Genomic DNA, 24,193 nt, shown 5'->3' on the forward strand with positions numbered 1-24,193 from the left:
GGAGGGGTGCCGCACACCGGCCGCCGGTCGGATCGTTCAGGCCGTCGGGGCGAGCAGCAGGATCTTGCCCACGTGGGTGCTGGACTCCAGGACGCGGTGTGCCTCGGCCGCCTCCGCCATCGGCAGCGTCCGGTCCACGATCGGACGGACCCGCCCGTCGGCGACGAGCGGCCAGACGTTGTCCCGTACGGCGGCGACGATGGCCGCCTTCTCCGCCCGGGGACGGGCCCGCAGCGAGGTCGCCGTGATGGTGCCGCGCTTGCTCAGGAGCGCGCCGATGTTCAGCTCGGCCTTCACCCCGCCCTGCATCCCGATCACCGCGAGCCGGCCGTTCACGGCCAGCGCCTTCACGTTCTGGGCCAGGTACTTCGCGCCGACGATGTCGAGGATGACGTCCGCGCCCGCCCCGCCCGTCGCCTTGCGTATCTCCGTGACGAAGTCCTGCTCGCGGTAGTCGATCAGGATGTCCGCGCCCAGCTCCGCGCAGCGCGCCAGCTTCTCGGGGCCGCCCGCCGTCACCGCGACCCGGGCGCCGAGCGCCTTGGCGACCTGGATCCCCATCGTGCCGATGCCGCTGCCGCCGCCGTGCAGCAGCAGCGTCTCCCCGGCGGTGAGCCGCCCGAGCATGAAGACGTTCGACCAGACCGTACAGGCCACCTCGGGAAGCGCGGCGGCCTCCGCCAGGCTCACCCCCGTGGGTACGGGCAGCAGTTGGCCGGCCGGGACGACGACCTTCTCGGCGTACCCGCCACCGGCCAGCAGGGCGCACACCTCGTCGCCGACGGCCCACCCCGTGACCCCGGGGCCGAGCGCGGCCACGCGGCCCGCGCACTCCAGGCCGGGGTAGACCGAGGATCCTGGCGGTGGGTCGTAGTGGCCCTGCCGTTGCAGGACGTCGGCGCGGTTGACCGCGCTCGCCACGACGTCGACAAGTACCTCGCCCTCGCCGGGGACGGGATCGGGGACTTCGGCCCACACGAGCGCCTCGGGGCCACCGGGTTCCGGAATCGTGATCGCATGCATGGCCGTGAGGCTACCCCCCGCCCCCCGGCGGATATCCGTCCGCGACGCTCAGGTTCCGGCCCCCGCAGCGGTCAGCTCCCGGCCTCCGCGACGGTCAGCCCCCGGCCTCCGGATCCGTCGGGTTCTGGGCGCGCACGATGGTGATCAGCCGGTCGGTCAGCTGGAGCGGGCTCGCGGACGGATCGTCGTACCCGATCAGCCGGTGCCCGCGCAGCACGCTCACCACCAGGTCCTCGGTCTCCCGGACGCTCCGCCCCACCTCCGCCTTTATGACAGGCCGTTCGATGAGGTCAAGGCCGGTGCCCTGCTGGATCAGGTCCTCCATCACCGTGCCGGCCATCGGGCTGAGCACGGACATCCCGAGGAGCCGGCCGGCCGCGCTGGCGCTGGTGATCACCGCGTCGGCGCCGGACTGGCGCAGCAGCGGCGCGTTCTCCTCCTCGCGGACGGCGGCGACGATCTTCGCCGACCGGTTGAGCTGGCGCGCGGTCAGCGTGACCAGCACGGCCGTGTCGTCCCGCTGGGTGGCGATGACGATCTGACGGGCCTTCTGGACCTCGGCGCGCAGCAGCACCTCACTGCGGGTCGCGTCGCCGAGGACCCCGACGAAGCCCTGGGCGTTGGCGGCCTCGATCACCTTGGCCGACGGGTCGACAATGACGATCTGGTCCTTCCGCAGACCCGTGGCGCACAGGGTCTGCATCGCCGACCGCCCCTTGGTGCCGTATCCGACGATGACCGTGTGCTCGCGCAAGTGGGACCTCCAGCGGTTCTGCCGCCATTCCTCACGGGTGCGTTCCGTGAGGACCTCGAGAGTGGTGCCGACCAGGATGATGAGGAAGAGCACGCGCAGCGGGGTCACGAGCAGCACGTTGACCAGCCGTGCGCTGTCGCTGTACGGGACGATGTCGCCGTACCCGGTCGTGGAGAGCGTGACGGTGGCGTAGTAGACGGCGTCGAGGAAGTCGACCGAGTCGTCCGAGTTGTCGTGGTAGCCCTTGTTGTCGAGCCAGACGATGAAGACCGTCACGAACAGCACCACCAGCGCCATCACGAGCCGGCGGGTCACCTGGACGAGCGGGCGCTGGACCTGCTGACGCGGCAACTGCACCCGGGCGGTGACCAGATGCTCGTCGGCGTTCCTGGCTATGGCGTCATGGCCGGGAAGTTTCACGTGAAACACCCGCCGTCGGTCGAAGCGCTCCAGGGCAGGTCGAGGACGTCGACGTCCTCGCCGGGCCGCGCGCCGCCCGGCGGGACGACCGCCAGCCCGTCGGCGGCGGCGATGCCCCGCAGCATGGCGGGACCGTTGAAGTGCAGCGGCACCACGGCGTCGTCGCGGTGGACCACCGGGACGAGTCGGGTGTCGTGCGGATGGCCCTGCGCCTCGTCGCGCAGCGGCGCCCGGTACGGCGGGGGCACCGGGCGTCCGGCGAGCGCCCGGAGCAGGGGTTCGGCGAGCGTCAGCAGTCCGGAGACGGCGGCGAGGGGGTTGCCGGGCAGCCCCACCAGGTGCCGTCCCGAGGGCAGCCGGGCCAGGACCATGGGGTGGCCGGGGCGCACGGCGACCCCGTCGACCAGCAACTCGGCCTCGGCGGCCCGGAGGACGGGATGGACATGGTCGACCGGACCGCCGGCCGTACCGCCCGTCGTGATGACCAGGTCGGCCGTGGACCCGGTCACCGCGCGGTACAGGTCGTCCTCGTCGTCACCGATCCGGCGGGTGGCGACCACCTCCACGCCGAGCGCGCGCAGCCAGGGCGCGAGCATCGGCCCCAGGGCGTCCCGGATGAACCCGTCGCGGGGAAGCCCCCCGGTCAGCAACTCGTCGCCGAGCACCAGCACTTCGACGGCGGGGCGGGGGACGGTCAGCAGCTCGTCGTACCCGGCGGCGGCGGCCAGGCCCAGCACGGCCGGGGTGACCAGCGACCCGGCGGGGAGCAACGGCTCGCCGGAGCGGCACTCCTGGCCCCGCGACCTGATGTCCTGGCCGGGGACGACCACGCGCTCGGCGTGGAGATGTCCGGTGACGTCGGTACGGGCGTGCTCGCTGCGGATCACGGCGGTCGCCTCGGGCGGAACCCGGGCGCCGGTGGCGATCCGTACCGCTGAGCCGTCGGGAAGCGGTACGGACTCGCCGTGTCCGGCGAGGATCCCGGACCGCCCGGCGGCGTCGCCGCGCACGGGCGCGCCCTCCGGGGTCCTGACGGCCCAGGGGCCGGGGCCCGCGACCGCCCAGCCGTCCATGGCGGAGGTGTCGAACGACGGCAGGTCGGTGAGCGCGACCAGCGCCTCGGCGAGCACCTCGCCCAGGGCGTGGTCGAGCGCCACGCGCCGGGCCCGCGCGGCCGGGGCGGCCCGCCCGGAGGCCCCGGCGAGGGCGCGCGCGTCGGCCCACTCCGTACCGTGCCGCCGATCGCCCCCGGGCGCGCGGTCACCGGCGGGGCGGCTCCCGGCGGGGCGGCTCCCGGCGGGGTCCTGGCGGTGGGCGTGGGCGTGGCCTTGGCCGTGATCCTGGCCGAGATCGTGATCGTGACTCTGATCCTGATCCTGACTCTGGTCGTGATCCTGAACCTGATCGTCAGCCTGGTCGTGAGCGTGAGCCGTGTCGTCCTCGGACGCCGGATCGTGGGGCTGGTCGCGTGGGGTGCGTGAGTCGGCCGGGGCAGGGGTGGGGCGCGCGTCGCCCGCGTCCGGGTGGGCTTCGATGTCGTACGGCACGTCGGTGTCGTACGGGACGTACGCGTCCGGCGAGTGGTACGGCGCGCGCGGCGACGGGTGCGCGCCGGACCGGTCCCTCGCCACCAGGGCCAGGGCCTCCTCGACGCCCTCGACCTCGCGGTCCTGGGCGGTCATCCGGCGTCGGCCCCCTTGGCGCCCCCGGCATCCGCGGCGGGACCGTCCGTCCCGGCCGCCTCGTCGGCCCAGCGGAGGGCCAGCGCCACCGCCTTGCGGGTCGCCGCCTCGACCGCTTCCGGGCCGTCGCCGCCGGCCCGGCCCGCCGCGTACCCGACCAGGAAGGTCGTCAGCGGGGCCGCCGGCCTGGCGACGCCGTGCGCGGCGTCGCGGGCGAGGTCCAGGAGGAGAGGGATGTCGACGTCCAGCTCGATGCCGAGTTCGTCCTTGACTGCGGTGATCCATTCTTCCAGCACGGTCCCATGCTCTCTGATACGGGCCCGGGCCGTGGAGATGTCTTCCCAGGTGTCGCAGTCGAACGAGGCGAAGGGATCGGCATCGACGCGGGCGAGGTCGAGTTCGTGCGACAGCAGACGCAGGGGCAGACCGGTGAGGTTCCCGTGTTCCGTGGCCAGCAGGGCCAGTTCACGGCGCAGCGGCTCGGCCCGGTAGGCGGCGACGAGCGGCTGGTCCCGCCCGTCCGCGTCGACCAGCAGCGCCGCCTCCCGGCCGCTGGTGTCCAGCGCCTCGGTCAGCCGGTGGACGGTCGGGGCGCCGAGGAACGGCAGGTCGGCGGAGAGGACGACCACGGTGTCCGCCTCGACGTGGCGCGCCCCCGCGTCGAGCGCGGCGAGCGGCCCGCCGCCCGGCGGGTCCTCCCGCGCCCAGCGCACGGGTCTGACCGTCGGGCGCCTGCCGCCCACGACGACGGTCCTGCCGGCCCCTTCACAGGCCGCCAGGACCCGGTCGAGCAGGGCACGGCCCCCGACCCGCACGGCGGGCTTGTCGATCCCGCCGAGGCGCTTGGCGGCGCCTCCGGCGAGCACGATGGCGTCATACGCGGTCATGACAGAAGTATGACGGTCCACGCTCCGCGATCGGCCGTTCCCGGCAAAGGACCCTCGTCCTACGAGGCCCGGACCTCGTTCACAGGGTCCGCAGCAGCACCGCCGGGTTCTCGACGCAGTCCGCCACATAACGGAGGAAGCCGCCCGCCGTACCGCCGTCGCACACCCGGTGGTCGAAGGTGAGGGACAGCTGGACGACCTGCCGTACGGCCAACTCCCCCCGGTGCACCCACGGCTTGGGAATGATCCGGCCGACCCCGAGCATCGCCGCCTCCGGGTGATTGATGATCGGCGTCGAGCCGTCGACCCCGAACACCCCGTAGTTGTTGAGCGTGAACGTCCCGCCGGTCAGGTCGCCCGGTGTCAGCGTGCCGGACCGGCCGGCCTCCGTCAGACGGGCGAACTCGGCGCTCAGGGACTCCGCGTCACGGCGGTGCGCGTCCCGTACGACCGGGACCACCAGCCCGCGTTCGGTCTGGGCGGCGAAGCCCAGATGCACGTCCGGCAGCCGCACGATCTCCCTGGCGGCCGCGTCCACCGTGGAGTTCAGCTCCGGGTGCCGGGCGAGGCCCGCGACACAGATCCGGGCGAGCAGCGCGAGGAGGGAGATCTTCGGGCCGCCGGCCGCGTTCATCGCCGTACGGGCCACCATCAGTTCCGTCGCGTCCGCGTCGACCCAGCAGGTGGCGTCCGGGATCTCGTGGCGGCTGCGGGACAGCTTGTCCGCGACCGCGCCCCGGACGCCCCGCAACGGCACCCGGACGACGTCCGGCCGCGCGTTCGAGGATCCGGCGGTTCCCACGGGCTCCGTGGAGCCGGATGCGGGGATCTGCGTCTCCGCCGTCGCCCGGCGGATGGCCTGTTCGACGTCGGAGCGCAGGATCAGACCCTCGCGCCCCGAGCCGGACAGCGTCCGCAGATCGAGGCCGTTCTGCCGCGCGAGCCTGCGGACCAGCGGCGAGACGACCGCGACAGGACCGGCCGGACCGGCAGACCCGTTGACCTGCGCCACGACGGGCGCGGGCACCGGAGCGGGGACGGCCGGTGTGGCAGGGACGGCGGCGGCCGCCGGGGACGCCTGCCGGACCCGGCGCCTGCGCGCGGCCGGCGCGCCCGTACCGTACCCGACCAGCACATTGCCCGACCCCTCGTCGGCCGAGGGCGCCTCCGGGGCAGCGCCCTGCTCCGGCTCCCGCCCCCCGTCCGCCGCCGGTTCCGACCCGCCCACCGCGACGGTCAGCAGCGGGGCCCCGACGGGCAGTTCCGTGCCCTCCTCGCCGTAGCGCGCGGTGACCACACCCCCGTACGGGCAGGGCACCTCGACCATCGCCTTGGCCGTCTCGACCTCCACGACCGGCTGGTCTATGGCGACGACGTCGCCCACCTCCACCAGCCAGTGGACGATCTCCGCCTCGGTCAGCCCTTCCCCGAGGTCCGGCAGCCTGAATTCGAGCACCTGGGCCATCAGCTCTCCGTCTCCCACTGGAGCCGCGCGACCGCGTCCAGCACCCGGTCCACGCCGGGAAGATGGTGCTTCTCCAGCATGGGCGGCGGATACGGGATGTCGAATCCCGCGACCCGCAGCACCGGCGCCTCCAGGTGGTGGAAGCACCGTTCGGTGACCCGGGCGGCGATCTCCCCGCCGGGTCCGCCGAATCCGGCGGACTCGTGGACGACCACCGCCCGGCCCGTACGCCGTACGGAAGCGGCCACCGTCTCGTCGTCGAACGGCACCAGGGAGCGCAGGTCGACGACCTCCAGGTCCCAGCCCTCGGCGCGGGCCGCCTCGGCCGCCTCCAGACAGACGGGCACGGAGGGCCCGTACGTGATGAGCGTGGCGCTCGTGCCCCGGCGCCGTACGACCGCGCGCCCGATCGGCTCCACCGCGGCCGGCTCCTCCGGCGACCACTGCGCCTTCGACCAGTACAGCCGCTTCGGCTCCAGGAAGACCACCGGGTCGTCGGAGGCGATCGCGGCCCGCAGCATGCCGTACGCGTCGTCCACCGTCGCCGGGGTGACGACATGGAGTCCGGCGGTCGCCATGTAGTACGCCTCGGAGGAGTCGCTGTGGTGCTCGACCCCGCCGATCCCGCCGCCGTACGGCACCCGCACGGTGATCGGCAGCGGCATCGCCCCGCGCGTGCGGTTGCGCATCTTCGCCACATGGCTGATGAGCTGCTCGAACGACGGATAGGCGAAGGCGTCGAACTGCATCTCCACCACGGGCCGCAGCCCGTACATCGCCATGCCGACGGCCGTCCCCAGGATGCCCGCCTCGGCGAGCGGGGTGTCCGTGCAGCGGTCGTCGCCGAACTCCGCCGCCAGGCCGTCGGTGATCCGGAAGACCCCGCCCAGCGTGCCGACGTCCTCTCCCAGGACGTGGACGGCCGGGTCCTCGGCCATCGCGTCCCGCAGCGCGCGCTGGAGGGCGGACGCCATCGTGGCGGGCTTCACCGCGGTGGTGGTCATCGCCGCTCACCCGCCGCTTCCCCGCCGGTGACGCCGGTGATCGCGGTGCTCCCGGCGTTCCGGCCGTCCCCGGAAGGCGCCGGATCCGCCGCCGCCTCCAGCTCCGCCCGGAGCAGCGCCGCCTGCTCCGCCAACTGGGTGGTCTGCTCCGCGTAGACATGCGTGAACAGGTCCATGGGGTCGAGCGCCGGCTCGGCGTTCATCCGCTCCCGCAGCCGCGCCGCCATCACCTCGGCGCCCTGGGCCGCCTTCTCGACCCCGGCCTCGTCCAGGACCCCGCGCTCCAGCAGGTCGCGCTCCATGAGCTTCACAGGGTCGTGCGCGCGCCACGCCTGGACCTCGTCGTCCTCGCGGTAGCGCGTCGCGTCGTCGGCGTTCGTGTGGGCCTCCACGCGGTACGTCACGGCCTCGACCAGCGTCGGGCCGTCACCGCGCCGGGCCCGGTCCATGGCCTCGGCGAGGACGGTGTGCACCGCGATCGCGTCGTTCCCGTCGACCAGGCGGCCCGGCATCCCGTACCCGACGGCCTTGTGGGCCAGGGAGGGCGCCGCGCTCTGCTTGGCGAGCGGTACGGAGATCGCGAAGCCGTTGTTCTGCACGAGGAAGACGACCGGGGCCCGCCACACGGCCGCGAAGTTCAGCGCCTCGTGGAAGTCGCCCTCGCTGGTCCCGCCGTCGCCCACCAGGGCGAGCGCGACCACGTCGTCGCCCTTGAGGCGGGCGGCGTGCGCCAGGCCCACCGCGTGCGGCAGCTGGGTGGCGAGGGGCGTGGAGAGGGGCGCGACGCGGTGCTCGTGCGGGTCGTACCCGGTGTGCCAGTCGCCGCGCAGCAGCGTCAGGGCCTGTACGGGGTCGAGCCCGCGCGCCACGGCCGCGAGGGTGTCGCGGTAGCTGGGGAAGAGCCAGTCCCGGTCCTCCAGGACGAGCGCGGCGGCGACCTCGCAGGCCTCCTGGCCGGTGCTGGACGGGTAGACGGCGAGCCTGCCCTGCTTGGTCAGGGCCGTGGCCTGCGTGTTGTACCGGCGGCCGCGGACCAGCTCCGTGTAGAGCCGCAGCAGGAGCGCGGGGTCGGCGCCGGCCGCGGCGGGCGTGCCGAGCACGCGGAACGGCTCGGGGTCCGGGAGCAGCGGGGCCGGGTCGGTACGCGGCTGCCACGCCGGGGGCGGGGTGGGCCGGCGGACGGCGGCACCCGGCAGTTCCTGAACCGACGTACTGCTCTTCTTCACGCGTGCACCTCCTCGTGGGAAACGAACCTGGGGTGCCGGGATGTGGCACGCCTCACCTACCGATTGTTCGGTCGTGGCGGCAATTTGGCTACACACGCCCTCAGCCTGTGGACAAACGGTGCCGGGCGGCCTGGGATGGACACAGGTCGTCCATGGGGGAGAGGCGGGGAGACATGGGAGCTGAACAAATGGCCGAGGGCACGGACCGGGCGTCCGGCACGGAGGGCGGCGAGGGCGCGGGTCCGACCCCGCCACCCATCTCGCCGCCGGCCCCGCCACCGCCCGCCCCTCCAGTCGTACCGCCGGCCGTTCCGCCGGCGCTTCCGCCCGTCGTACCGCTCGCCGTCCCGCCGGCAGCTCTGCCGCCGCGTCCGCTGGACGCGATAGACCGCGACATTCTGCGGATCCTCCGCGCGGACGGCCGGGCCTCCGTACGCTCCGTGGCCGAGCGGGTCCACGTCTCGCGCGCCAACGCCTACGCGCGGATCAACCGGCTGATCGACGACGGCGTGATACGGGGGTTCAGCGCCCGGGTGAACGAGGAGCGGGCGGGGCAGGGTGCCTCCGCCTACATCACCCTCAAGATCGTGCAGAACTCCTGGCGCACGGTGCGCGAGCAGCTCCAAGGGCTGCCGGGCGCCACCCACATCGCGCTGGTCAGCGGCGACTTCGACGTGCTGCTGCTGGTCCACACGGCGGACAACAGGACGCTGCGCGAGCTGGTCCTCACCCGGCTCCAGGCGATCCCCGAAGTGCTCTCGACCCGCACGCTGCTGGTCTTCGAGGAGACGGACCTGGACCAGGGGCCTCCGGGCCCCCAGGCCCCGCCCCCGCGCGCGCCTCTTTAGGAAGCGGCCGGCTCAGGTCCTCGCGGCCCCCTGTCCGGACCCCCTACTTCGCCCGTTCCGTGCGCAGCCCGTCGAAGGCCAGTCGTACCACCGCGTCCGCGACCTGTTCGCGGTCGTACCCGCCGGCCGGCTGCGGCCGGTACCACTCCACCAGCGAATTGATCGTCCCGAAGAGCAGCCGGGTCGCCAGCCGCGTGTCCATGTCGGCCCGCAGGTCCCCGTCGGCCGCCGCGTCCTTGAGAAGACCGGCCACCCTCTGGTCGAACTCCCTGCGCCGCTCCATCGCCCAGCGCTCGGTCTGTGTGTTGCCGCGCACGCGCAGCAGCAGGGTCACGTACGGCAGCTCGGCCATCAGCACCTCGACCGTGCGGCGGACGACGTACTCGACCTGTTCGACCGCCCGGCCCCGCGACGCCCCGTCCTCGTCGAGGATCCCGAAGAGCCCGTCGAGCGCCCGGCTGACCGCGAGCCTCAGCAGCTCCTCCTTGCCCGCCACGTGGTGGTATATGGACGATTTGGAGATCCCGGCCGCCTTGGAGAGATGCTCCATGGACGTGCCGTCGTACCCCCGCTCGTTGAAGACCCGCACGGCGACGGTCAGCAGGGTCTCGGGCGTGTACGTGTCCCGCTTGGGCGTGGTCATGACGCGTCGTCCTCCAGCGCGGCGGCCAGGCGGCGGAGCGCCTGGGAAGGGGCGTAGCGGCCCGTGGGGTACTCGTCGTGGAGGAGTTCCAGCGCGGTCAGCACCCAGCGCGCGCCCAGGTCCGCGCCCCACTCGATGGGCCCGCGCGGGTAGTTGACGCCCAGGCGCATCGCGGTGTCGACGGCCTCGCCGGTCGCCACCCCGCGCGCCCGCGCGTCGAGCGCGAAGTCGACGAGCATCGCGACCGTACGGCTCACGATCATGCCGGGGACGTCGGCGATGACGCTCACGTCCTTGCCCAGCGCCTGGAACAGTCCGACGGCGTGCGCGAGGGACGCCTCGTCCACCCGGGACGCGGGGGCGAGCGCGATCCGTGTCGCGGTGCGGTAGTCCAGCGCGAGATCGAAGTGGATCACGGGCATCCCGGCGTTGTCGGCGGCCGAGCCGTCGGACAGGAACAGGCGCGTCCCGCCGGGCAGTTCGATCCAGCCGGGGTGGTCCGGTTCGGCGTCGTCCCCGCGTACGACGTCGATGCCCGCCTCCGCGATCAGCTCGGGCAGCACCCCCGCCGAGAAGAGGTCGCCGTGCACGGAGACGGACGCGGGCGCCGCTTCCGGCGCGGCGGTGTGCGGCTCGTGCGGCTCGGCCCCGGCCGCGTCCTCTCCGTACGAGAACCAGCCCCGGCCGGACTTGCGGCCCAGCCGCCCCGACTCCACCAGCCGGCGCTGCGCCAGCGACGGAGTGAACTTCTGATCGTAGGAGAATGCCTCCCAGACGGACCGGGTGACGGACTCGTTGACGTCCTGGCCGATCAGGTCGGTCAGCGCGAAGGGGCCCATCCGGAAGCCGCCGCTCTCCCGCAGGACGGCGTCGATGGTGGCGGCGTCGGCGCCCCCCTCCTCGTACACCCGCAGGGCCTCGGCGTAGAAGGGGCGCGCGATCCGGTTGACGATGAAGCCGGGGGTGTCCTCGCTGCGTACCGGCGTCTTGCCCCAGGCCAGGACGGTGTCGTAGGCGTCCTGGGCGGTCTCCGGGTCCGTGGCGAAGCCGCCGACGACCTCCACGAGGGGCAGGAGGGGGGCCGGGTTGAAGAAGTGCAGTCCCACGCAGCGCCCGGGGCGGCGCAGGCCGCCCGCGACGGCGGTGACGGAGAGGGAGGAGGTGTTGGTGGCGAGGACGCAGTCGTCCCCGACGGTGTCCTCCAGGGCCGCGAACAGCGCCCGCTTGACCGTGAGGTCCTCCAGGACGGCCTCCACGACGAGCGCGGCGTCCGCCAGCTCCGAGAGGCGCGTGGCCGGACGCAGCCGCGCGCGGGCGGCGTCCCGCTCCGCCGGGCCGAGCCTGCCCTTCTCCACCAGCCGGTCGAGACGGGCGAGGAGCGCGGCGGCGGCCTCCTGCGCCCGGCCTGGCACCGCGTCGTGGAGCCGAACGGGGTGACCCGCCACCAGCGCCACCTGGGCGATTCCCTGGCCCATGGTGCCGGTGCCGACGACCGCGACGACACGGCCCGTCTCGATTGCTGTCATGAACGCAATCCTCCCGCATAAGTTGTCCACAGATGAGCGGGCGCCGGACGCAGGGTTATCCACAGGTTCGCCCGGCCCACTTGTCCCGACCGATCGTTCGGTTACTCTAGCTCTGACTGTTCGCTCATGCCCCCGTTCCCGCCCAGCTCGACGAGGAGTTGGTCCTTCATGGCCGCCCGTCTCAGCCCCCAGCAGCTCTCCGAGAAGCACCGGCCCACGCTCGACCAGGCCCTCGACACCATCCGCACCCGCGCCTACTGGTCGCCGCACCCCGAGCACCCGAAGGCGTACGGCGAGAGCGCGCCCGCCGACGGCCTCGCCGCCTTCGAGGCCCTGCGCGGCACCCGCTTCGAGCTGGACCAGCCCGGCACGGACGGCTGGACGGGCGACGAGGTCTCGCCGTACGGCCCGGCGCTGGAGGTCACGTACCCGCACGCCGACCTGGACGTGCTGCTCCCGGCCATGCGCGCGGGCCTCGGCGCCTGGCGGGACGCGGGGCCGGAGACGCGCGCCCTGGTCTGCGTGGAGATCCTGGCGCGGATCAGCGCCCGGACGCACGAGTTCGCGCACGCGGTGATGCACACCAGCGGGCAGGCATTCATGATGGCGTTCCAGGCGGGCGGGCCGCACGCCCAGGACCGCGGCCTCGAAGCCGTGGCGTACGCGTTCGCGGAGCAGACCCGCACCCCGTCGGTGGCGGACTGGTCCAAGCCGCAGGGCAAGCGCGACCCCCTGGAGCTGACGAAGTCCTTCACGGCCGTCCCGCGCGGCATCGCGCTGCTGGTCGGCTGCAACACGTTCCCCACGTGGAACGGGTATCCGGGCCTCTTCGCCTCCCTGGCCACCGGCAACGCCGTCCTCGTCAAGCCGCACCCGCGCGCGGTCCTGCCGCTCGCGCTGACGGTGCGGGTCGCCCGCGACGTGCTCGCCGAGAGCGGCTTCGACCCGAATCTGGTCGCGCTGGCCGCGGAGCGTCCCGGCGAGGGCATCGCCAAGACGCTGGCCGTCCGCCCCGAGATCAGGATCATCGACTACACGGGGTCCACCGCGTTCGGCGACTGGCTGGAGACCCACGCCCGCCAGGCGCAGGTCTACACGGAGAAGGCCGGGGTCAACACCGTCCTCGTCGACTCCACCGACGACTACCGGGGCATGCTCTCCAACCTGGCCTTCTCCCTGTCGCTGTACAGCGGCCAGATGTGCACCACGCCGCAGAACCTGCTCATCCCCAAGGACGGCATCACGACCGACGCGGGCGAGAAGTCGTACGACGAGGTGGTGGCGGACCTCGCCGCCGCGGTGGACGGCCTGCTGGGCGATGACGCGCGGGCCAACGCGCTGCTCGGCGCGCTGGTGAACGACGGGGTGAAGGACCGGCTGGCGTCGGCCGGCACGCTCGGCGAGGTCGCGCTCGCCTCCCGCGAGGTCCCGCACCCGGACTTCCCGGACGCCGTGGTGCGTACGCCCGCGATCGTGCGGGCCGACGGCTCGCGCAAGGCGTGGGACAAGGCCTGGGAGGAGGGCGTCGAGGCGGAGGTGCCGTATCTGTCCGAGTGCTTCGGCCCGGTGTCCTTCGCGGTCGCCGTGGACTCGACGGAGGACGCCCTGGAGCTGCTGCGGCGCACCGTGCGCGAGCGGGGCGCGATGACCGTCGGCGCGTACACGACCTCCGAGGCCACCGAGCGCGCCGTCGAGGAGGTCTGCCTGGAGGAGTCCGCGCAGCTCTCGCTGAATCTGACCGGCGGGGTGTACGTGAACCAGACGGCGGCGTTCTCCGACTTCCACGGCTCCGGCGGCAACCCGGCGGCCAACGCCGCCCTGTGCGACGCGGCCTTCGTCGCCCACCGCTTCCGTGTGGTGGAGGTCCGCCGCCAGGCATGAGGTCTCGCGGGGGTGTCCGCCCGGCCGGGTCTCCGGAGCCGGGCGGGCGCCCCGGGGCGGGCGCCCCGAGGCAGGGGTCAGGCTGCGGGGGTCAGGCTGCGGGGGTCAGGCTGCGGGGGGCGGGGGCGACGTCAGGCGGAGGCCGTCAGACGGCGGGCGGCGCCGGGACGTCCGCGTAGCGCTGGATCCACGCGTGCATGGCGATCGCCGCCGCCGCGCCCGCGTTGATCGAGCGCGTCGAGCCGAACTGGGCGATCGAGCACACCATCGCGGCGTGCTTCCTGGCCTCCTCGGTCAGCCCGGGGCCCTCCTGCCCGAAGAGCAGGACGCAGCGGCGCGGCAGCGCGGTCCGCTCCAGCGGTACGGCCCCGGGCAGGTTGTCGATCCCGATGATCGGCAGGCCCTCGGCCGCCGCCCAGGCGGTCAGCTCCTCGGTGCCGGAGTGGTGGCGTACGTGCTGGTAGCGGTCGGTGACCATCGCCCCGCGCCGGTTCCAGCGCCGCCGCCCCACGATGTGGACCTCCCGGGCGAGGAAGGCGTTGGCGGTACGGACCACGGACCCGATGTTGAAGTCGTGGCCCCAGTTCTCCACCGCCACGTGGAAGTCGTGCCGCCGGGTGTCGAGATCGGCGACGATCGCCTCGTGCGTCCAGTAGCGGTACCCGTCGACCACGTTGCGCCGGTCGCCGCCGGCCAGCAGCGCGGGGTCGTACCGCTCGCCCCGCGGCCAGGGCTCCGGATGGGGCCCGACACCGATCTCCTTGCCGAACCCGTCGTCGTACTGGACGGGCTCAACGGGCGCCTCGTCCCCGGCCCGTGCTTCGCTGCTCACCCCACGAGAGTACGGGGCTCCGGATCCCGCTCGCCGCGCTGTCCGGGGAGGGCCGCGGTCCGGCCGGACAGCCGGCGCCACCGCCCCGACACCCGGTCCCCGAGCCACCGCAGGAAGGCCGTCGGCAGGAAGACGGCGTCGGCGGCGATCATCGCCAGGGAGAAGAACGGCAGCCCGAGGAGCACCGCGATGCCCGCGTGCTCCAGGATCATCGCGACCAGCAGGACGTTCTTGACGCGCCGGTTGAAGAGCGTGAACGGGAAGGCGACCTGGACCACCACCGTGGCGTACGTCACCAGCATTACCACCACCCCGCTGGCGGCGAGGACGCCGGAGAGCGCGGGCCAGGGCGTGAAGTAGTCCAGTTTGAGCGGGAAGTACAGCGCGGTGCCGTCCTGCCAGCGCGTGCCCTGGATCTTGTACCAGCCGGCGGTCGCGTACACGAGACAGACCTCGGCCATGATGACCATCAGCCCGGCGTTGTGGAGAAGGTTCGCGAGGACGTCGAGCAGCGCGCGCGGCTGCCCGCCCGGCGCGTAGAGCCCCGTCAGCCACCACAGCCCCTGCGCCGCCCACGCGCCCCAGAACAGGACCGCCAGCCAGGTCTCGATCTCGAACCGGTCCGCCGTCAGCGTCCCGGCGAGGAGGAGGGCGCCCATGACGACCCACAGGACGGGCCCCACCCGGTCCCGTACGGCGGCCGTACTCTCCCCGCCGGCGGCCCCGGTGCCCCCGGCGGCCGCCGCGCGGGCGGCCCGCGCCGCCCGCCGGGCGTCCAGCGACCAGACCTGACCGCAGCGGGTCACCACGAGATAGATCGCCATCAGGTGGATGACGTTGTCGCCGCCGTCGCCCATGAAGATGCTGCGGTTCTGGAGCGACAGCACGCCGAACATGAACAGCACCGACATCGTGCGGGTGCGCCAGCCGGCCATCAGCAGCGCGGCCGACACGACGGCCACGGCGAAGACGATCTCGAACCAGATCGCGCTGTCCGACCACATCAGCCCGCTGAACGCGCCGTTCCTGGCGATCAGTTGCCGCGCCATGGTCCAGCTCCACGGCCCGTCGGGCCCGTACAGCTCCCGGCGGTGCGGCAGTTCACGCAGCAGGAAGAGCAGCCAGGTGCCGGCGAACCCGATCCGGACGACCGCGCTCTGGTACGGCCCGAGGGCCGTCCCCGTGACCCGCTGGACGGCGTACGCGTACCGCTGCCCGGCCTTCCGCCCGACGACCGGAAGGCCGGCCTCCCGCCGGCTCACCCGCTCGCCCCCGTCCGGCCGTTCCGTACGCCTCCGGGAAGATCCGCCGAGGTCACACCCCACCAGGGGCAGACCCGGTAGGAGGGCCGTGTGTCGAACGTCTGCGTGCTCCACGCGGGCGCGTCCACGGTCGTCGAGACGGACCTGAGCTGGATCCGCTGCACAGGACCGCCCAGCCGGTGGTCCTCCAGCCGCAGCATCACTATCCGCCGCAGGTACTGCTCGGACAGCTGCCCGCGCACTCCCTGCGGCCGGTTGTCCGCGTCGTGGGAGCCGGTGAAGAAGTCCCAGCCGCGCCGCAGCTCGTTCTGGTCGACGTGGCTCGGGAAGGGATTGCCGCGTATCGCCGCGCCGTCCTCGGCGGAGAGGTCGATCCAGTCGGTGGTCGTCCGCGCGCCGCCGGGCGCCTGCACCTCGGCCCGTACCTGCACGTCGATGTTCTGCTGGAGCGGATTGGGCGCGAAGAGCTTCCAGTTCTGCTCGAACTCGGGGTAGATCCAGCTGTCGACGGCCGCGCCGTGCCGCTTGGTCAGCGTGTTGGACGGGGCGACGTGCAGGAAGACCATGCCGAGGTGGACGCAGGCCAGCACTCCGACGACCGCCAGCGCGAGGGCGGCCACCACCTGGTACGGAAGGGAGAGACCCGCTATGCCCGCGCCGGGCGGCGGCCCGGCCTTCACACCCTCACGGTCGTACGAATCCATCCCACCTCGATCACCACCCGGGAGCGGTCCCGGACCGGCCCCCCGGTCACTCCTCCATCAGAGGACAAACGCCGGACCGCCGTTGTCACTGACCATCGGACGCCCCGCGCCGTCCCAGGCGAGCATGCCGCCGTCCACGTTCACCGCGTCGACGCCCTGCTGCACCAGATACCGCGTGACCTGCGCGGAGCGGCCACCGACCCGGCACATCACATACGCCTTCCGCCCGTCGGCCACGGCCTCGGTCACCTCGCCGAACCGGCCGACGAAGTCGCTCATCGGAACGTGCAGCGCGCCCTCGACATGACCGGCCGCCCACTCGTCGTCCTCCCGGACGTCCAGCACGAAGCCGTCGGACGGAACCGCCGCGACGTCCACGGAGGGCAGCGGGGCGAAGTTCATGGGTGTCGCCTTCTCTCGTACCTGTCCGAGCCGGCCGGGTGAGGCCGACTCCGGAAACCTACCCCGCCAGCTGTGCCAGCTGACTCTCCCGCTCGGAGACCTCGGCGAGCAACTGCTCGGCGATCTCCTCCAGCAGCCGGTCCGGGTCGTCGGGGGCCATCCGCAGCATCGCGCCGATGGCGCTCTCCTCCAGCTCCTTGGCGACCAGTGTCAGCAGCTCCTTGCGCTGCGAGAGCCATTCCAGCCTGGCGTACAGCTCCTCGCTCTCGCCGCGCCGGTGCTCCGCGGGCGCGGGCCCCGCCGCCCACTCCTCGGTCAGCTCCCGCAGCAGCGGCTCGTCCCCGCGCCCGTACGCGGCGTTGACGCGCGTGATGAACTCCTCGCGCCTGGCCCGCTCCTTGTCGTCCTGCGCCAGGTCCGGATGCGCCTTGCGCGCCAGCTCGCGGTAGAGCTTGCGCGCCTCGTCACTGGGCCTGACCCGCTTGGGCGGCCGTACGGGCTGGTCGGTCAGCATCGCCGCCGCCTCGGGCGACAGCCCCTCCGAGTCGAGCCAGTCGTGGAACAGCTCCTCCACCCCCGGCATGGGCTGCACCAGCGCCCGGGCCTCCTCGGCCCTGCGCACGTCCGCCGGGTCGCCGGTACGGGCGGCCCGCGCCTCGGCGATCATCGCGTCCAGCTCGTCGAGCCTGGCGTACATCGGCCCGAGCCGCTGGTGGTGCAGCCGGGAGAAGTTCTCCACCTCGACCCGGAAGGTCTCCAGCGCGATCTCGAACTCGATGAGGGCCTGCTCGGCGGCGCGCACGGCCTTCTCCAGCCGCGCCTCGGGCCGGGGCACGGCGGCCTCGGCCGCGCCTCCCGCGTCCGCCGTCGCGCGCGACACGCTCGTCGCGTCCTGTACGTCCTGCTCGTCGTCGTTACGGATCGTCGGCTCCCCAGGGGCGTCGTGCATCACCCGTCCAGCGTACGGGCGATCCGACCGGCCCCCGCCCCGCCTCCCGGACCGGGCCCCCGCCCCGGCCGACGACGCCCGCCGTCAGACCCCCTCCTCCGCCGCGATCCGCCCGCTCCTGACCGCCGCCACCAGCTCCGCGTGATCCGCCTCCGTACGGTCCGCGTACGCGACGGCAAAGGCCGCCACCGCCACGTCCAGCTCCTCGTTCTTGCCGCAGTACCCCGCGATCAGCCGGGGATCCACGCTGTGCGCGTGCGCCCGCGCCAGCAGCGCCCCGGTCATCCGCCCGTAGTCGTCTATCTGGTCCGCGGGCAGCGCGGCCGGATCCACGCTGCCCTTGCGGTTCCTGAACTGCCGTACCTGGTACGGCCGTCCGGCCACCGTCGTCCACCCCAGCAGGCTGTCGCTGACCACCTGCATCCGCTTCTGCCCGAGCACCACCCGGCGCCCCTCGTGCGTCACCCCGGGCACCTCGAACCCGGCGGCCGGCAGGTACGGCAGCAGGGCGGAGCCGCGCGCCTCCTTCACCTGGAGCACCAGCGGCTCCCCCCGGTGGTCGAGGAGCAGCACCACGTACGACCGGGTCCCGACGCTGCCGGTGCCGACGACCCGGAACGCCACGTCGTGGATCGCGTACCGCGCGAGCAGCGGCAGCCGGTCCTCCGACAGGGTCCCCAGATACTCCTCCAGCGAGGCGGCCACGGCCGCCGCCTCCTCGTCGGGCACCCGCCGCAGGACGGGCGGGGCGTCCACGAAGCGCCGCGTCCCGCCCCGGCGTCCGTCCGCGCCCGGGGAGCCGTCGGCCTCCGGCACGGCCTCGGTCGACCGGGCGGCGAACCGCGCGCTCGTGTTGTTGCGCGCCTTCTCCGACACCCGCTCCAGCGTGCCGGCCAGATCCCGCGCGTCGGCGTGCGAGACCAACCGCTCGTCGGCGATCGCGTTCCACGCGTCGAGCGCGGGGAGCTTCGCCAGCAGCCGCATCGTGCGCCGGTACGACCCCACCGCGTCGCAGGCGCCCCGCCGGCACGTCTCCTCGTCCGCGCCCGCCTCGCGTCCCGCCAGCACCAGCGAGGTGGCGAGCCGTTTGACGTCCCACTCCCAGGGGCCGACGACGGTTTCGTCGAAGTCGTTGAGGTCGATGACGAGTTGGCCGCGCGAGTCCCCGTACAGACCGAAGTTCCCCGCGTGCGCGTCCCCGCAGATCTGCGCGCCGACCCCGGTGACCGGCGTGCCGACCAGGTCGTGGGCCATCAGCCCCGCCGAGCCCCGCAGGAACGCGAAGGGGGTGGCCGCCATCCGCCCCACCCGCAGCGGCGTCAGCCCCGGCACCCGGCCGCGGCCGGACTCCTCGACCGCCCGCACCGCGTCCGGCCGCCCGGCCGCGAGGACGAGGGAGTCGTGCGCCGAGCGCGGCACCCGGGACCGCAGCGCGTGCCCGCGCGCCTTGGGCGTGGGGGCTCCGGCCACGGACGCGCGCGGCGCGAAACCGGACACCTCCGGAATCCGTACGCCGCCGTGACCCGCCTGTCCCCCGGAACCCTGTCCCGCGGAACCGCCCGACCGCCCCGCCACCGCCGATCCGACCTCGCCCATGGCGTGCCGCCTCCCCCGTGCTCGTACGTGCTCGTGCCCGCTCCCGCAGAATCAGGCCAACATCAACCGAGCACGACGTTACCGCCGGGCCAAGCCGGCCGCCTCCCCCTGTGGACAACTACGGACAGGCAGGCGTTCCGGCCATCAACCGGCCACAAGAGCGCGTCGGATCCAGCGGATCTAGCAGTGCCCGTCGGGCGGCGGCTCGCGCAGGTATGACTCCGACCACATTCTCAGCTCTTTGAGCGCGGGCTCCATCGCCTGTCCCGCCTCCGTCAGCCGGTACGCGACCCGCAGCGGCGGCCCGTCGTCGACCTCCCGTACGACCAGCCCCGCGGCCGCCAGTTCCGTGAGCCGGTCGGAGAGCATGCGCTCGCTGATCCCGGGGATGGCGCGCCGCAGTTCGGCGAAGTGGACCGCCCGCTGCATCAGCACGGAAACGATCGGGCCCGTCCAGCGCTTGCCGAACAGCTCGAAGACGCGGGTGATCCCCACGTCGACCTTCCTGCACGCGTCCTCGCTGTGCTCCGCGTTGTCCTCCGCCATGCCCCCAGAGTACTGGCGATCCCCGAACGGGATGAAAAAAAGTAAGCGACTATGTTATCCATAGGTACGCACAGAATCTTGGTTCCTTACGGAGCTTCGCCCTCTGTGCGCGACCACCCCCGCCCCTGCCCGATGGAGACCCGCCATGGCCACGCTTCTGCACCTCGACTCCGCCCTCTTCCCCCAGGGCTCCGCCTCCCGCGACATCACGGCCACCTTCGTGAAGTCCTGGCTGGAGCAGCACCCGGAGGGCAAGGTCGTCTACCGCGACCTCGCCGCCTCCCCGATCCCCCACCTGGACGCGGCGGCCCTCGGCGCGGGACCGGACCACGAGCTGCGCGCCGAGCTGGCCGCCGAACTCGCCGAGGCCGACGCCGTCCTCATAGGCGCCCCGATGTACAACTTCACGATCCCCTCCACCCTCAAGGCGTGGCTCGACCAGGTGATCATCGTGGGCTCCAACACGGGCGCCGACAGCCAGGTGACGGGCACTCCGTTCACGATCGTCGCCAGCCGCGGCGGCTCGTACGCCCCCGGCACCCCCCGCGAGGACTTCGAGTTCGTCCAGAACTACCTGGAGAAGGTCCTGACCGGCATGCTCGGCGTCACGGAGATCGACTTCATCGTCCCGGAGCTGACCCTGGCCCCCGTGAAGCCGGAGATGTCCGACCTGATCCCGCTCGCCGAGGCGTCCCGCGCGAAGGCCCACGAGGAGGCGGTCCAGAAGGCCAAGGCCCTGGCCGCCCGCCACGCGGCCTGACCCCGCCCCGGCCGACCGCCGGCGGGTCTCCCGGCAACTCCCGGGAGACCCGGCCCCGCACAGCAGCCGCTCCCGCCCGCCCGTACGCCTCCTCCAGCGCGCCGGAGCCGAGCGTCCACCCCAGAGACCCGGCCCGGAGACCGACCCGGAGACCAGTGACATGCGTCACTGCGCGCACTCCCCGGCGTACGGAACGACGCCGCGACCACCGAGGGAGCGCGCCCGTCCCCGCCCCGGACCGGACGCGGGCCGCCGCGCCCCCACGCCACCGCACATACGAAGAGCGGGCCCCCGCCAGGACTTTCGTCTCCGGCCGGGGCCCGCTCTTCGGTTTCTCTGTGCGCGAGGGGGGAGTTGAACCCCCACGCCCTTTCGGGCACTGGAACCTGAATCCAGCGCGTCTGCCTATTCCGCCACCCGCGCATTGGGTGTGCCGTCCGGTGCCTCACCTGCTGGTGTGCGCTCCTGGCGACATCGAGAAGATTAGCACGCCGGCGGGGGTCGAATCACATCCGTTTGTTTGGCCGGCCCGGTCCCGGAACAGGGAACGAACAGGGGCGGCCCCCACTCCTCCTCCACGCACCCGGGGTGCGGGACACTGTCGGGAGGCCGCCTCTACGATCCGTGTGAGAGGTGACACTCATCAACGGGGCGGACATGGGGAACCAGCCTATTTCCCGGCGCGTGGATACGATCAGTAAGCAGTACCAGGACAGCAACGACCGAGGAGGTGCCCCATGGGAGTCATGAAGCGTTTCGAACAGCGTCTCGAAGGTTTGGTCAACGGCACCTTCGCGAAGGTCTTCAAGTCCGAGGTCCAGCCCGTGGAGATCGCCGGCGCCCTCCAACGCGAGTGCGACAACAACGCGACGATCTGGAACCGCGAGCGGACCGTCGTACCCAACGACTTCATCGTCGAGCTGAGCACGCCCGACTACGAGCGGCTCAGCCCGTACTCCGGACAGCTCGGGGACGAACTGTCCGGGCTGGTCCGCGACTACGCGAAGCAGCAGCGCTACACCTTCATGGGCCCCATCAAGGTCCACCTGGAGAAGGCGGAGGACCTCGACACCGGTCTGTACCGGGTGCGCAGCCGCACCCTGGCGTCGAGCACGTCCCAGGCCTCGGGGCCCGCCCCCGCGGCCCCCCAGGGCGGCTACGGCTACCCGCCCGCCGCCGCGCCCCCCATGCCCGCCGCACCCCCGCCAGGAGGCCCGGGACGCGGACCGGGACCGGTTCCCGGACCCGGCCACGCCGCCGGACCCGGCCCGGCGGCAGCGCCCGGCGGACTGCCGGGCACCCAGGTACGACGCTGGATCGAGATCAACGGCACCCGCCACCAGATCTCCCGCGCGACACTCGTGCTCGGCCGCAGCACCGAGGCCGACGTGCGGATCGACGACCCCGGCGTATCGCGGCGGCACTGCGAGATCCGGGTCGGTACGCCCTCGACCATCCAGGATCTCGGGTCCACCAACGGCATCGTGGTAGACGGACAGCACACCACCCGCGCTACGCTCCGCGACGGCTCGCGGATCGTCGTGGGCAATTCCACCATCGTTTACCGGCAAGCCGAAGGGTGAAGCGGGGGCAATGTCAGAGCTGACCCTGACGGTCATGCGGCTAGGTTTCCTGGCCGTTCTGTGGCTGTTCGTGATCGTGGCCGTCCAGGTCATCCGCAGCGACCTGTTCGGAACACGCGTCACCCAGCGCGGCTCACGCCGCAACGCGGACGCCAGACCGCAACAGGCACGCCAGACCGCGGCGGCGGCCCCGCCGCCGCAACGCCAGCAGCAGGGAGGCCGGCAGCGCCGCGGCGCCCCCACCAAGCTGGTCGTCTCCGAAGGCATCCTGACCGGCACCACGGTCGCGCTCCAGGGCCAGACCATCACCCTGGGCCGCGCGCACGACTCAACGATCGTGCTGGACGACGACTACGCGTCCAGCAGGCATGCCAGGATCTACCCGGACCGTGACGGCCAGTGGATCGTCGAGGATCTCGGGTCCACCAACGGCACGTATCTCGACCGGACCCGGCTCACGACCCCGACACCGATTCCGCTGGGCTCACCGATCCGCATCGGGAAGACCGTCATCGAGCTGCGGAAGTAGTACGACAATGAGCGAGCGGAGCGAGCGAGCCGCAGCGGTCCCGACAGCGGACCGGAGCAGGCTCCCGACCGGAGGGTGGGCAGTGTGGCTCGAGACCGGCTGGCGCGACAGTCGACCGGCGAGCCGACGGGCGAGGTGCGCATGAGTCTGTCGCTGCGCTTCGCCGCCGGGTCGCACAAAGGCATGATCCGGGAGGGCAACGAGGACTCCGGCTACGCCGGCCCCCGATTGCTCGCCATCGCCGACGGCATGGGCGGCCAGGCCGCCGGTGAGGTCGCCTCCTCCGAGGTGATCTCCACCCTCGTGCAGCTCGACGACGACGTGCCGGGCTCCGACATCCTCACCTCGCTCGGTACGGCGGTCCAGCGCGCCAACGACCAGCTCCGCCTCATGGTCGAGGAGGACCCGCAGCTGGAGGGCATGGGCACCACGCTCACCGCCCTCCTGTGGACCGGCCAGCGCCTCGGCCTCGTCCACGTCGGCGACTCCCGCGCGTACCTCCTGCGCGACGGCGTCCTCACGCAGATCACCCAGGACCACACCTGGGTGCAACGCCTGGTGGACGAGGGCCGGATCACCGAGGAAGAGGCCACCACCCACCCGCAGCGCTCCCTGCTGATGCGCGCCCTGGGCAGCGGCGACCACGTCGAGCCGGACCTCTCCATCCGTGAGGTACGGGCGGGCGACCGGTACTTGATCTGTTCGGACGGTCTCTCCGGCGTCGTCTCCCACCAGACCATGGAAGAGGCCCTCGCCGGCTACCAGGGCCCGCAGGAGACCATCCAGACCCTCATCGAGCTGGCCCTGCGCGGCGGCGGCCCGGACAACATCACCTGCATCGTCGCCGACGTCCTGGACGTCGACGCCAACGACACCCTCGCCGCCCAGCTCAACGACACCCCCGTCGTCGTCGGCGCCGTCGCCGAGAACCAGCTCCCGCCCAGCGCCGCGGAGAACGCCGCCGCGATGCAGACCCCCGCGGGCCGCGCGGCCGGCCTCGGCCGCGCCGTACCGCAGCAGCCCGCCGGCGGCTTCGGCCCGCCCGGCAGCGGCGACGACCCCGGCTACGGCGGCATGCCGCCCGAGGGCGGGTACGGGACGTACAGCGACGACGACTTCGTCAAGCCCCGCGGCGGCCGCAAGTGGGCGAAGAGGTCCTTCTACGTCGTCCTGGCGCTCGCCGTGGTCGGCGGCGGCCTGTACGGCGGCTACCGCTGGACGCAGACCCAGTACTACGTCGGCTCCAACAAGCAGCATGTCGCGCTCTACCGGGGCATCAGCCAGGACCTCGCCTGGGTCTCGCTCTCGAAGGTCCACAAGGACCACCCCGAGATCGAACTCAAGTACCTCCCGGCCTACCAGCGCAAGCAGGTCGAGGGCACCATCACCGAAGGCAACCTGAGCGAGGCCGGCAAGAAGATCGACGCGCTCGCCGTCCAGGCCTCGGCCTGCAAGAAGGACGAGCAGCGCCGCGCCGCCGAGCGGGCGGCCGACGTGGCCGACAGCGAGGAGCAGGTGGGCGGCACCAAGCCGACCGACAAGCCCTCGCCCGGCCCGACCGACACCACCAAGCCCGACAAAGCCACTCCCCATCCGGGCCCCAGCCTCTCGGAAGAGGAGCAGAAAGTGGCCTCGAACTGCGGGAAGCAGTAGCGGCCGAGGGGGCCTCTT

22 protein-coding genes and 1 tRNA gene are annotated in these 24,193 nt (G+C 72.9%); 6 read left to right on the plus strand and 17 right to left on the minus strand.

The annotated features are described in order from the left end of the window. Window positions 1–36 precede the first annotated feature (36 nt). From ACIODU_RS02290 to pdhA, 7 genes are all read right to left on the minus strand, one after another. Window positions 37–1,023, minus strand: a complete 987-nt coding sequence (locus ACIODU_RS02290) for an NAD(P)H-quinone oxidoreductase (RefSeq protein ID WP_401762943.1) — start codon at window positions 1,021–1,023, stop codon at window positions 37–39. A gap of 94 nt (window positions 1,024–1,117) precedes the next feature. Continuing rightward, window positions 1,118–2,197 (minus strand): potassium channel family protein, encoded by a 1,080-nt coding sequence (locus tag ACIODU_RS02295; RefSeq protein ID WP_401762946.1) that lies wholly within the window; start codon window positions 2,195–2,197, stop codon window positions 1,118–1,120. After that, complete coding sequence (locus ACIODU_RS02300; RefSeq protein WP_401762948.1) at window positions 2,194–3,879, minus strand: molybdopterin molybdotransferase MoeA; 1,686 nt, start codon at window positions 3,877–3,879, stop codon at window positions 2,194–2,196. The genes ACIODU_RS02295 and ACIODU_RS02300 overlap by 4 nt, the downstream gene beginning before the upstream one ends. Next, the gene (locus ACIODU_RS02305; protein WP_356418239.1) at window positions 3,876–4,766 is read right to left on the minus strand and encodes an NTP transferase domain-containing protein; all 891 of its coding nucleotides are present in this window, start codon (window positions 4,764–4,766) and stop codon (window positions 3,876–3,878) included. The genes ACIODU_RS02300 and ACIODU_RS02305 overlap by 4 nt, the downstream gene beginning before the upstream one ends. Window positions 4,767–4,845: 79 nt before the next feature. Beyond that, entirely contained in the window at window positions 4,846–6,231 is a 1,386-nt protein-coding gene (locus tag ACIODU_RS02310) for a dihydrolipoamide acetyltransferase family protein (RefSeq protein WP_401762951.1), read from the minus strand. After that, on the minus strand, window positions 6,231–7,235 hold the full coding sequence (locus ACIODU_RS02315) for an alpha-ketoacid dehydrogenase subunit beta (RefSeq protein ID WP_401762954.1): 1,005 nt from the start codon (window positions 7,233–7,235) through the stop codon (window positions 6,231–6,233). The genes ACIODU_RS02310 and ACIODU_RS02315 overlap by 1 nt, the downstream gene beginning before the upstream one ends. Next, the gene (pdhA, locus tag ACIODU_RS02320) at window positions 7,232–8,461 is read right to left on the minus strand and encodes a pyruvate dehydrogenase (acetyl-transferring) E1 component subunit alpha (RefSeq protein ID WP_401762957.1); all 1,230 of its coding nucleotides are present in this window, start codon (window positions 8,459–8,461) and stop codon (window positions 7,232–7,234) included. Before pdhA ends, ACIODU_RS02315 begins: the two co-directional genes overlap by 4 nt. 173 nt (window positions 8,462–8,634) lie before the next feature. Between pdhA and ACIODU_RS02325 the strand changes: the two genes are divergently transcribed. Then, window positions 8,635–9,309 carry an Lrp/AsnC family transcriptional regulator gene (locus ACIODU_RS02325; protein WP_401762960.1) on the plus strand — a complete coding sequence of 225 codons (675 nt, stop codon included), beginning with the start codon at window positions 8,635–8,637 and terminating at the stop codon, window positions 9,307–9,309. 43 nt (window positions 9,310–9,352) lie between these two features. On the opposite strand, the gene ACIODU_RS02330 is transcribed toward ACIODU_RS02325, so the two are convergent. Continuing rightward, window positions 9,353–9,952 (minus strand): TetR/AcrR family transcriptional regulator, encoded by a 600-nt coding sequence (locus ACIODU_RS02330; RefSeq protein WP_356418229.1) that lies wholly within the window; start codon window positions 9,950–9,952, stop codon window positions 9,353–9,355. After that, window positions 9,949–11,478 (minus strand): 3-hydroxyacyl-CoA dehydrogenase, encoded by a 1,530-nt coding sequence (locus ACIODU_RS02335; protein WP_401762963.1) that lies wholly within the window; start codon window positions 11,476–11,478, stop codon window positions 9,949–9,951. The genes ACIODU_RS02330 and ACIODU_RS02335 overlap by 4 nt, the downstream gene beginning before the upstream one ends. 168 nt (window positions 11,479–11,646) lie before the next feature. Between ACIODU_RS02335 and paaN the strand changes: the two genes are divergently transcribed. Next, the gene (paaN, locus tag ACIODU_RS02340; protein WP_401762965.1) at window positions 11,647–13,359 is read left to right on the plus strand and encodes a phenylacetic acid degradation protein PaaN; all 1,713 of its coding nucleotides are present in this window, start codon (window positions 11,647–11,649) and stop codon (window positions 13,357–13,359) included. A 145-nt stretch (window positions 13,360–13,504) separates the two neighbouring features. On the opposite strand, the gene ACIODU_RS02345 is transcribed toward paaN, so the two are convergent. The 7 genes from ACIODU_RS02345 to ACIODU_RS02375 all read right to left on the minus strand — a co-directional run bounded on the left by ACIODU_RS02345 (window position 13,505) and on the right by ACIODU_RS02375 (window position 19,650). Beyond that, a complete protein-coding gene (locus ACIODU_RS02345) occupies window positions 13,505–14,191 on the minus strand; it encodes a TrmH family RNA methyltransferase (protein WP_356418223.1) in 687 nt (228 codons plus the stop codon). Continuing rightward, window positions 14,188–15,453: an HTTM domain-containing protein gene (locus ACIODU_RS02350; protein WP_401762969.1), complete on the minus strand. Its 1,266-nt coding sequence runs from the start codon at window positions 15,451–15,453 to the stop codon at window positions 14,188–14,190. Before ACIODU_RS02350 ends, ACIODU_RS02345 begins: the two co-directional genes overlap by 4 nt. Then, window positions 15,450–16,157: a DUF5819 family protein gene (locus tag ACIODU_RS02355; RefSeq protein WP_401762972.1), complete on the minus strand. Its 708-nt coding sequence runs from the start codon at window positions 16,155–16,157 to the stop codon at window positions 15,450–15,452. The genes ACIODU_RS02350 and ACIODU_RS02355 overlap by 4 nt, the downstream gene beginning before the upstream one ends. A gap of 57 nt (window positions 16,158–16,214) precedes the next feature. Then, entirely contained in the window at window positions 16,215–16,559 is a 345-nt protein-coding gene (locus ACIODU_RS02360; protein ID WP_356418218.1) for a rhodanese-like domain-containing protein, read from the minus strand. A 58-nt stretch (window positions 16,560–16,617) separates the two neighbouring features. Further along, window positions 16,618–17,508, minus strand: a complete 891-nt coding sequence (locus ACIODU_RS02365; RefSeq protein WP_401762975.1) for a J domain-containing protein — start codon at window positions 17,506–17,508, stop codon at window positions 16,618–16,620. 84 nt (window positions 17,509–17,592) lie between these two features. Next, window positions 17,593–19,104: a DUF2252 domain-containing protein gene (locus ACIODU_RS02370; RefSeq protein ID WP_401762978.1), complete on the minus strand. Its 1,512-nt coding sequence runs from the start codon at window positions 19,102–19,104 to the stop codon at window positions 17,593–17,595. A gap of 180 nt (window positions 19,105–19,284) precedes the next feature. After that, window positions 19,285–19,650, minus strand: coding sequence for a helix-turn-helix domain-containing protein (locus ACIODU_RS02375; protein ID WP_356418212.1), 366 nt, complete (start codon window positions 19,648–19,650; stop codon window positions 19,285–19,287). Between the two features lie 145 nt (window positions 19,651–19,795). Here ACIODU_RS02375 and ACIODU_RS02380 point away from each other — a divergent pair, with 145 nt between their 5' ends. Continuing rightward, window positions 19,796–20,410: an FMN-dependent NADH-azoreductase gene (locus tag ACIODU_RS02380; RefSeq protein WP_401762981.1), complete on the plus strand. Its 615-nt coding sequence runs from the start codon at window positions 19,796–19,798 to the stop codon at window positions 20,408–20,410. Between the two features lie 339 nt (window positions 20,411–20,749). On the opposite strand, the gene ACIODU_RS02385 is transcribed toward ACIODU_RS02380, so the two are convergent. Beyond that, a tRNA-Leu gene (locus ACIODU_RS02385) sits at window positions 20,750–20,833 on the minus strand. Between the two features lie 314 nt (window positions 20,834–21,147). Between ACIODU_RS02385 and ACIODU_RS02390 the strand changes: the two genes are divergently transcribed. The 3 genes from ACIODU_RS02390 (at window position 21,148) to ACIODU_RS02400 (ending at window position 24,175) form a co-directional block, all read left to right on the plus strand. After that, window positions 21,148–21,993: a DUF3662 and FHA domain-containing protein gene (locus ACIODU_RS02390; protein ID WP_356418208.1), complete on the plus strand. Its 846-nt coding sequence runs from the start codon at window positions 21,148–21,150 to the stop codon at window positions 21,991–21,993. Window positions 21,994–22,003: 10 nt separating this feature from the next. Continuing rightward, window positions 22,004–22,522: an FHA domain-containing protein gene (locus ACIODU_RS02395; protein ID WP_161310923.1), complete on the plus strand. Its 519-nt coding sequence runs from the start codon at window positions 22,004–22,006 to the stop codon at window positions 22,520–22,522. Window positions 22,523–22,606: 84 nt separating this feature from the next. Next, window positions 22,607–24,175, plus strand: coding sequence for a PP2C family protein-serine/threonine phosphatase (locus ACIODU_RS02400; protein ID WP_401762986.1), 1,569 nt, complete (start codon window positions 22,607–22,609; stop codon window positions 24,173–24,175). Window positions 24,176–24,193: the final 18 nt, after the last annotated feature.

Source organism: Streptomyces sp. NPDC088261, from assembly GCF_044740805.1.
Taxonomy (GTDB): Bacteria; Actinomycetota; Actinomycetes; order Streptomycetales; family Streptomycetaceae; genus Streptomyces.

Bases quoted from the DNA above. Each gene is read 5' to 3' on its own strand.
- ACIODU_RS02290 (WP_401762943.1), bottom strand. From the start codon at position 1,023: ATGCATGCGATCACGATTCCGGAACCCGGTGGCCCCGAGGCGCTCGTG.
- ACIODU_RS02300 (WP_401762948.1), bottom strand. From the start codon at position 3,879: ATGACCGCCCAGGACCGCGAGGTCGAGGGCGTCGAGGAGGCCCTGGCC.
- ACIODU_RS02305 (WP_356418239.1), bottom strand. From the start codon at position 4,766: ATGACCGCGTATGACGCCATCGTGCTCGCCGGAGGCGCCGCCAAGCGC.
- ACIODU_RS02310 (WP_401762951.1), bottom strand. From the start codon at position 6,231: ATGGCCCAGGTGCTCGAATTCAGGCTGCCGGACCTCGGGGAAGGGCTG.
- ACIODU_RS02315 (WP_401762954.1), bottom strand. From the start codon at position 7,235: ATGACCACCACCGCGGTGAAGCCCGCCACGATGGCGTCCGCCCTCCAG.
- ACIODU_RS02325 (WP_401762960.1), top strand. From the start codon at position 8,635: ATGGGAGCTGAACAAATGGCCGAGGGCACGGACCGGGCGTCCGGCACG.
- ACIODU_RS02330 (WP_356418229.1), bottom strand. From the start codon at position 9,952: ATGACCACGCCCAAGCGGGACACGTACACGCCCGAGACCCTGCTGACC.
- ACIODU_RS02335 (WP_401762963.1), bottom strand. From the start codon at position 11,478: ATGACAGCAATCGAGACGGGCCGTGTCGTCGCGGTCGTCGGCACCGGC.
- paaN (WP_401762965.1), top strand. From the start codon at position 11,647: ATGGCCGCCCGTCTCAGCCCCCAGCAGCTCTCCGAGAAGCACCGGCCC.
- ACIODU_RS02355 (WP_401762972.1), bottom strand. From the start codon at position 16,157: ATGGATTCGTACGACCGTGAGGGTGTGAAGGCCGGGCCGCCGCCCGGC.
- ACIODU_RS02360 (WP_356418218.1), bottom strand. From the start codon at position 16,559: ATGAACTTCGCCCCGCTGCCCTCCGTGGACGTCGCGGCGGTTCCGTCC.
- ACIODU_RS02365 (WP_401762975.1), bottom strand. From the start codon at position 17,508: ATGCACGACGCCCCTGGGGAGCCGACGATCCGTAACGACGACGAGCAG.
- ACIODU_RS02370 (WP_401762978.1), bottom strand. From the start codon at position 19,104: ATGGGCGAGGTCGGATCGGCGGTGGCGGGGCGGTCGGGCGGTTCCGCG.
- ACIODU_RS02375 (WP_356418212.1), bottom strand. From the start codon at position 19,650: ATGGCGGAGGACAACGCGGAGCACAGCGAGGACGCGTGCAGGAAGGTC.
- ACIODU_RS02380 (WP_401762981.1), top strand. From the start codon at position 19,796: ATGGCCACGCTTCTGCACCTCGACTCCGCCCTCTTCCCCCAGGGCTCC.
- ACIODU_RS02390 (WP_356418208.1), top strand. From the start codon at position 21,148: ATGGGAGTCATGAAGCGTTTCGAACAGCGTCTCGAAGGTTTGGTCAAC.
- ACIODU_RS02395 (WP_161310923.1), top strand. From the start codon at position 22,004: ATGTCAGAGCTGACCCTGACGGTCATGCGGCTAGGTTTCCTGGCCGTT.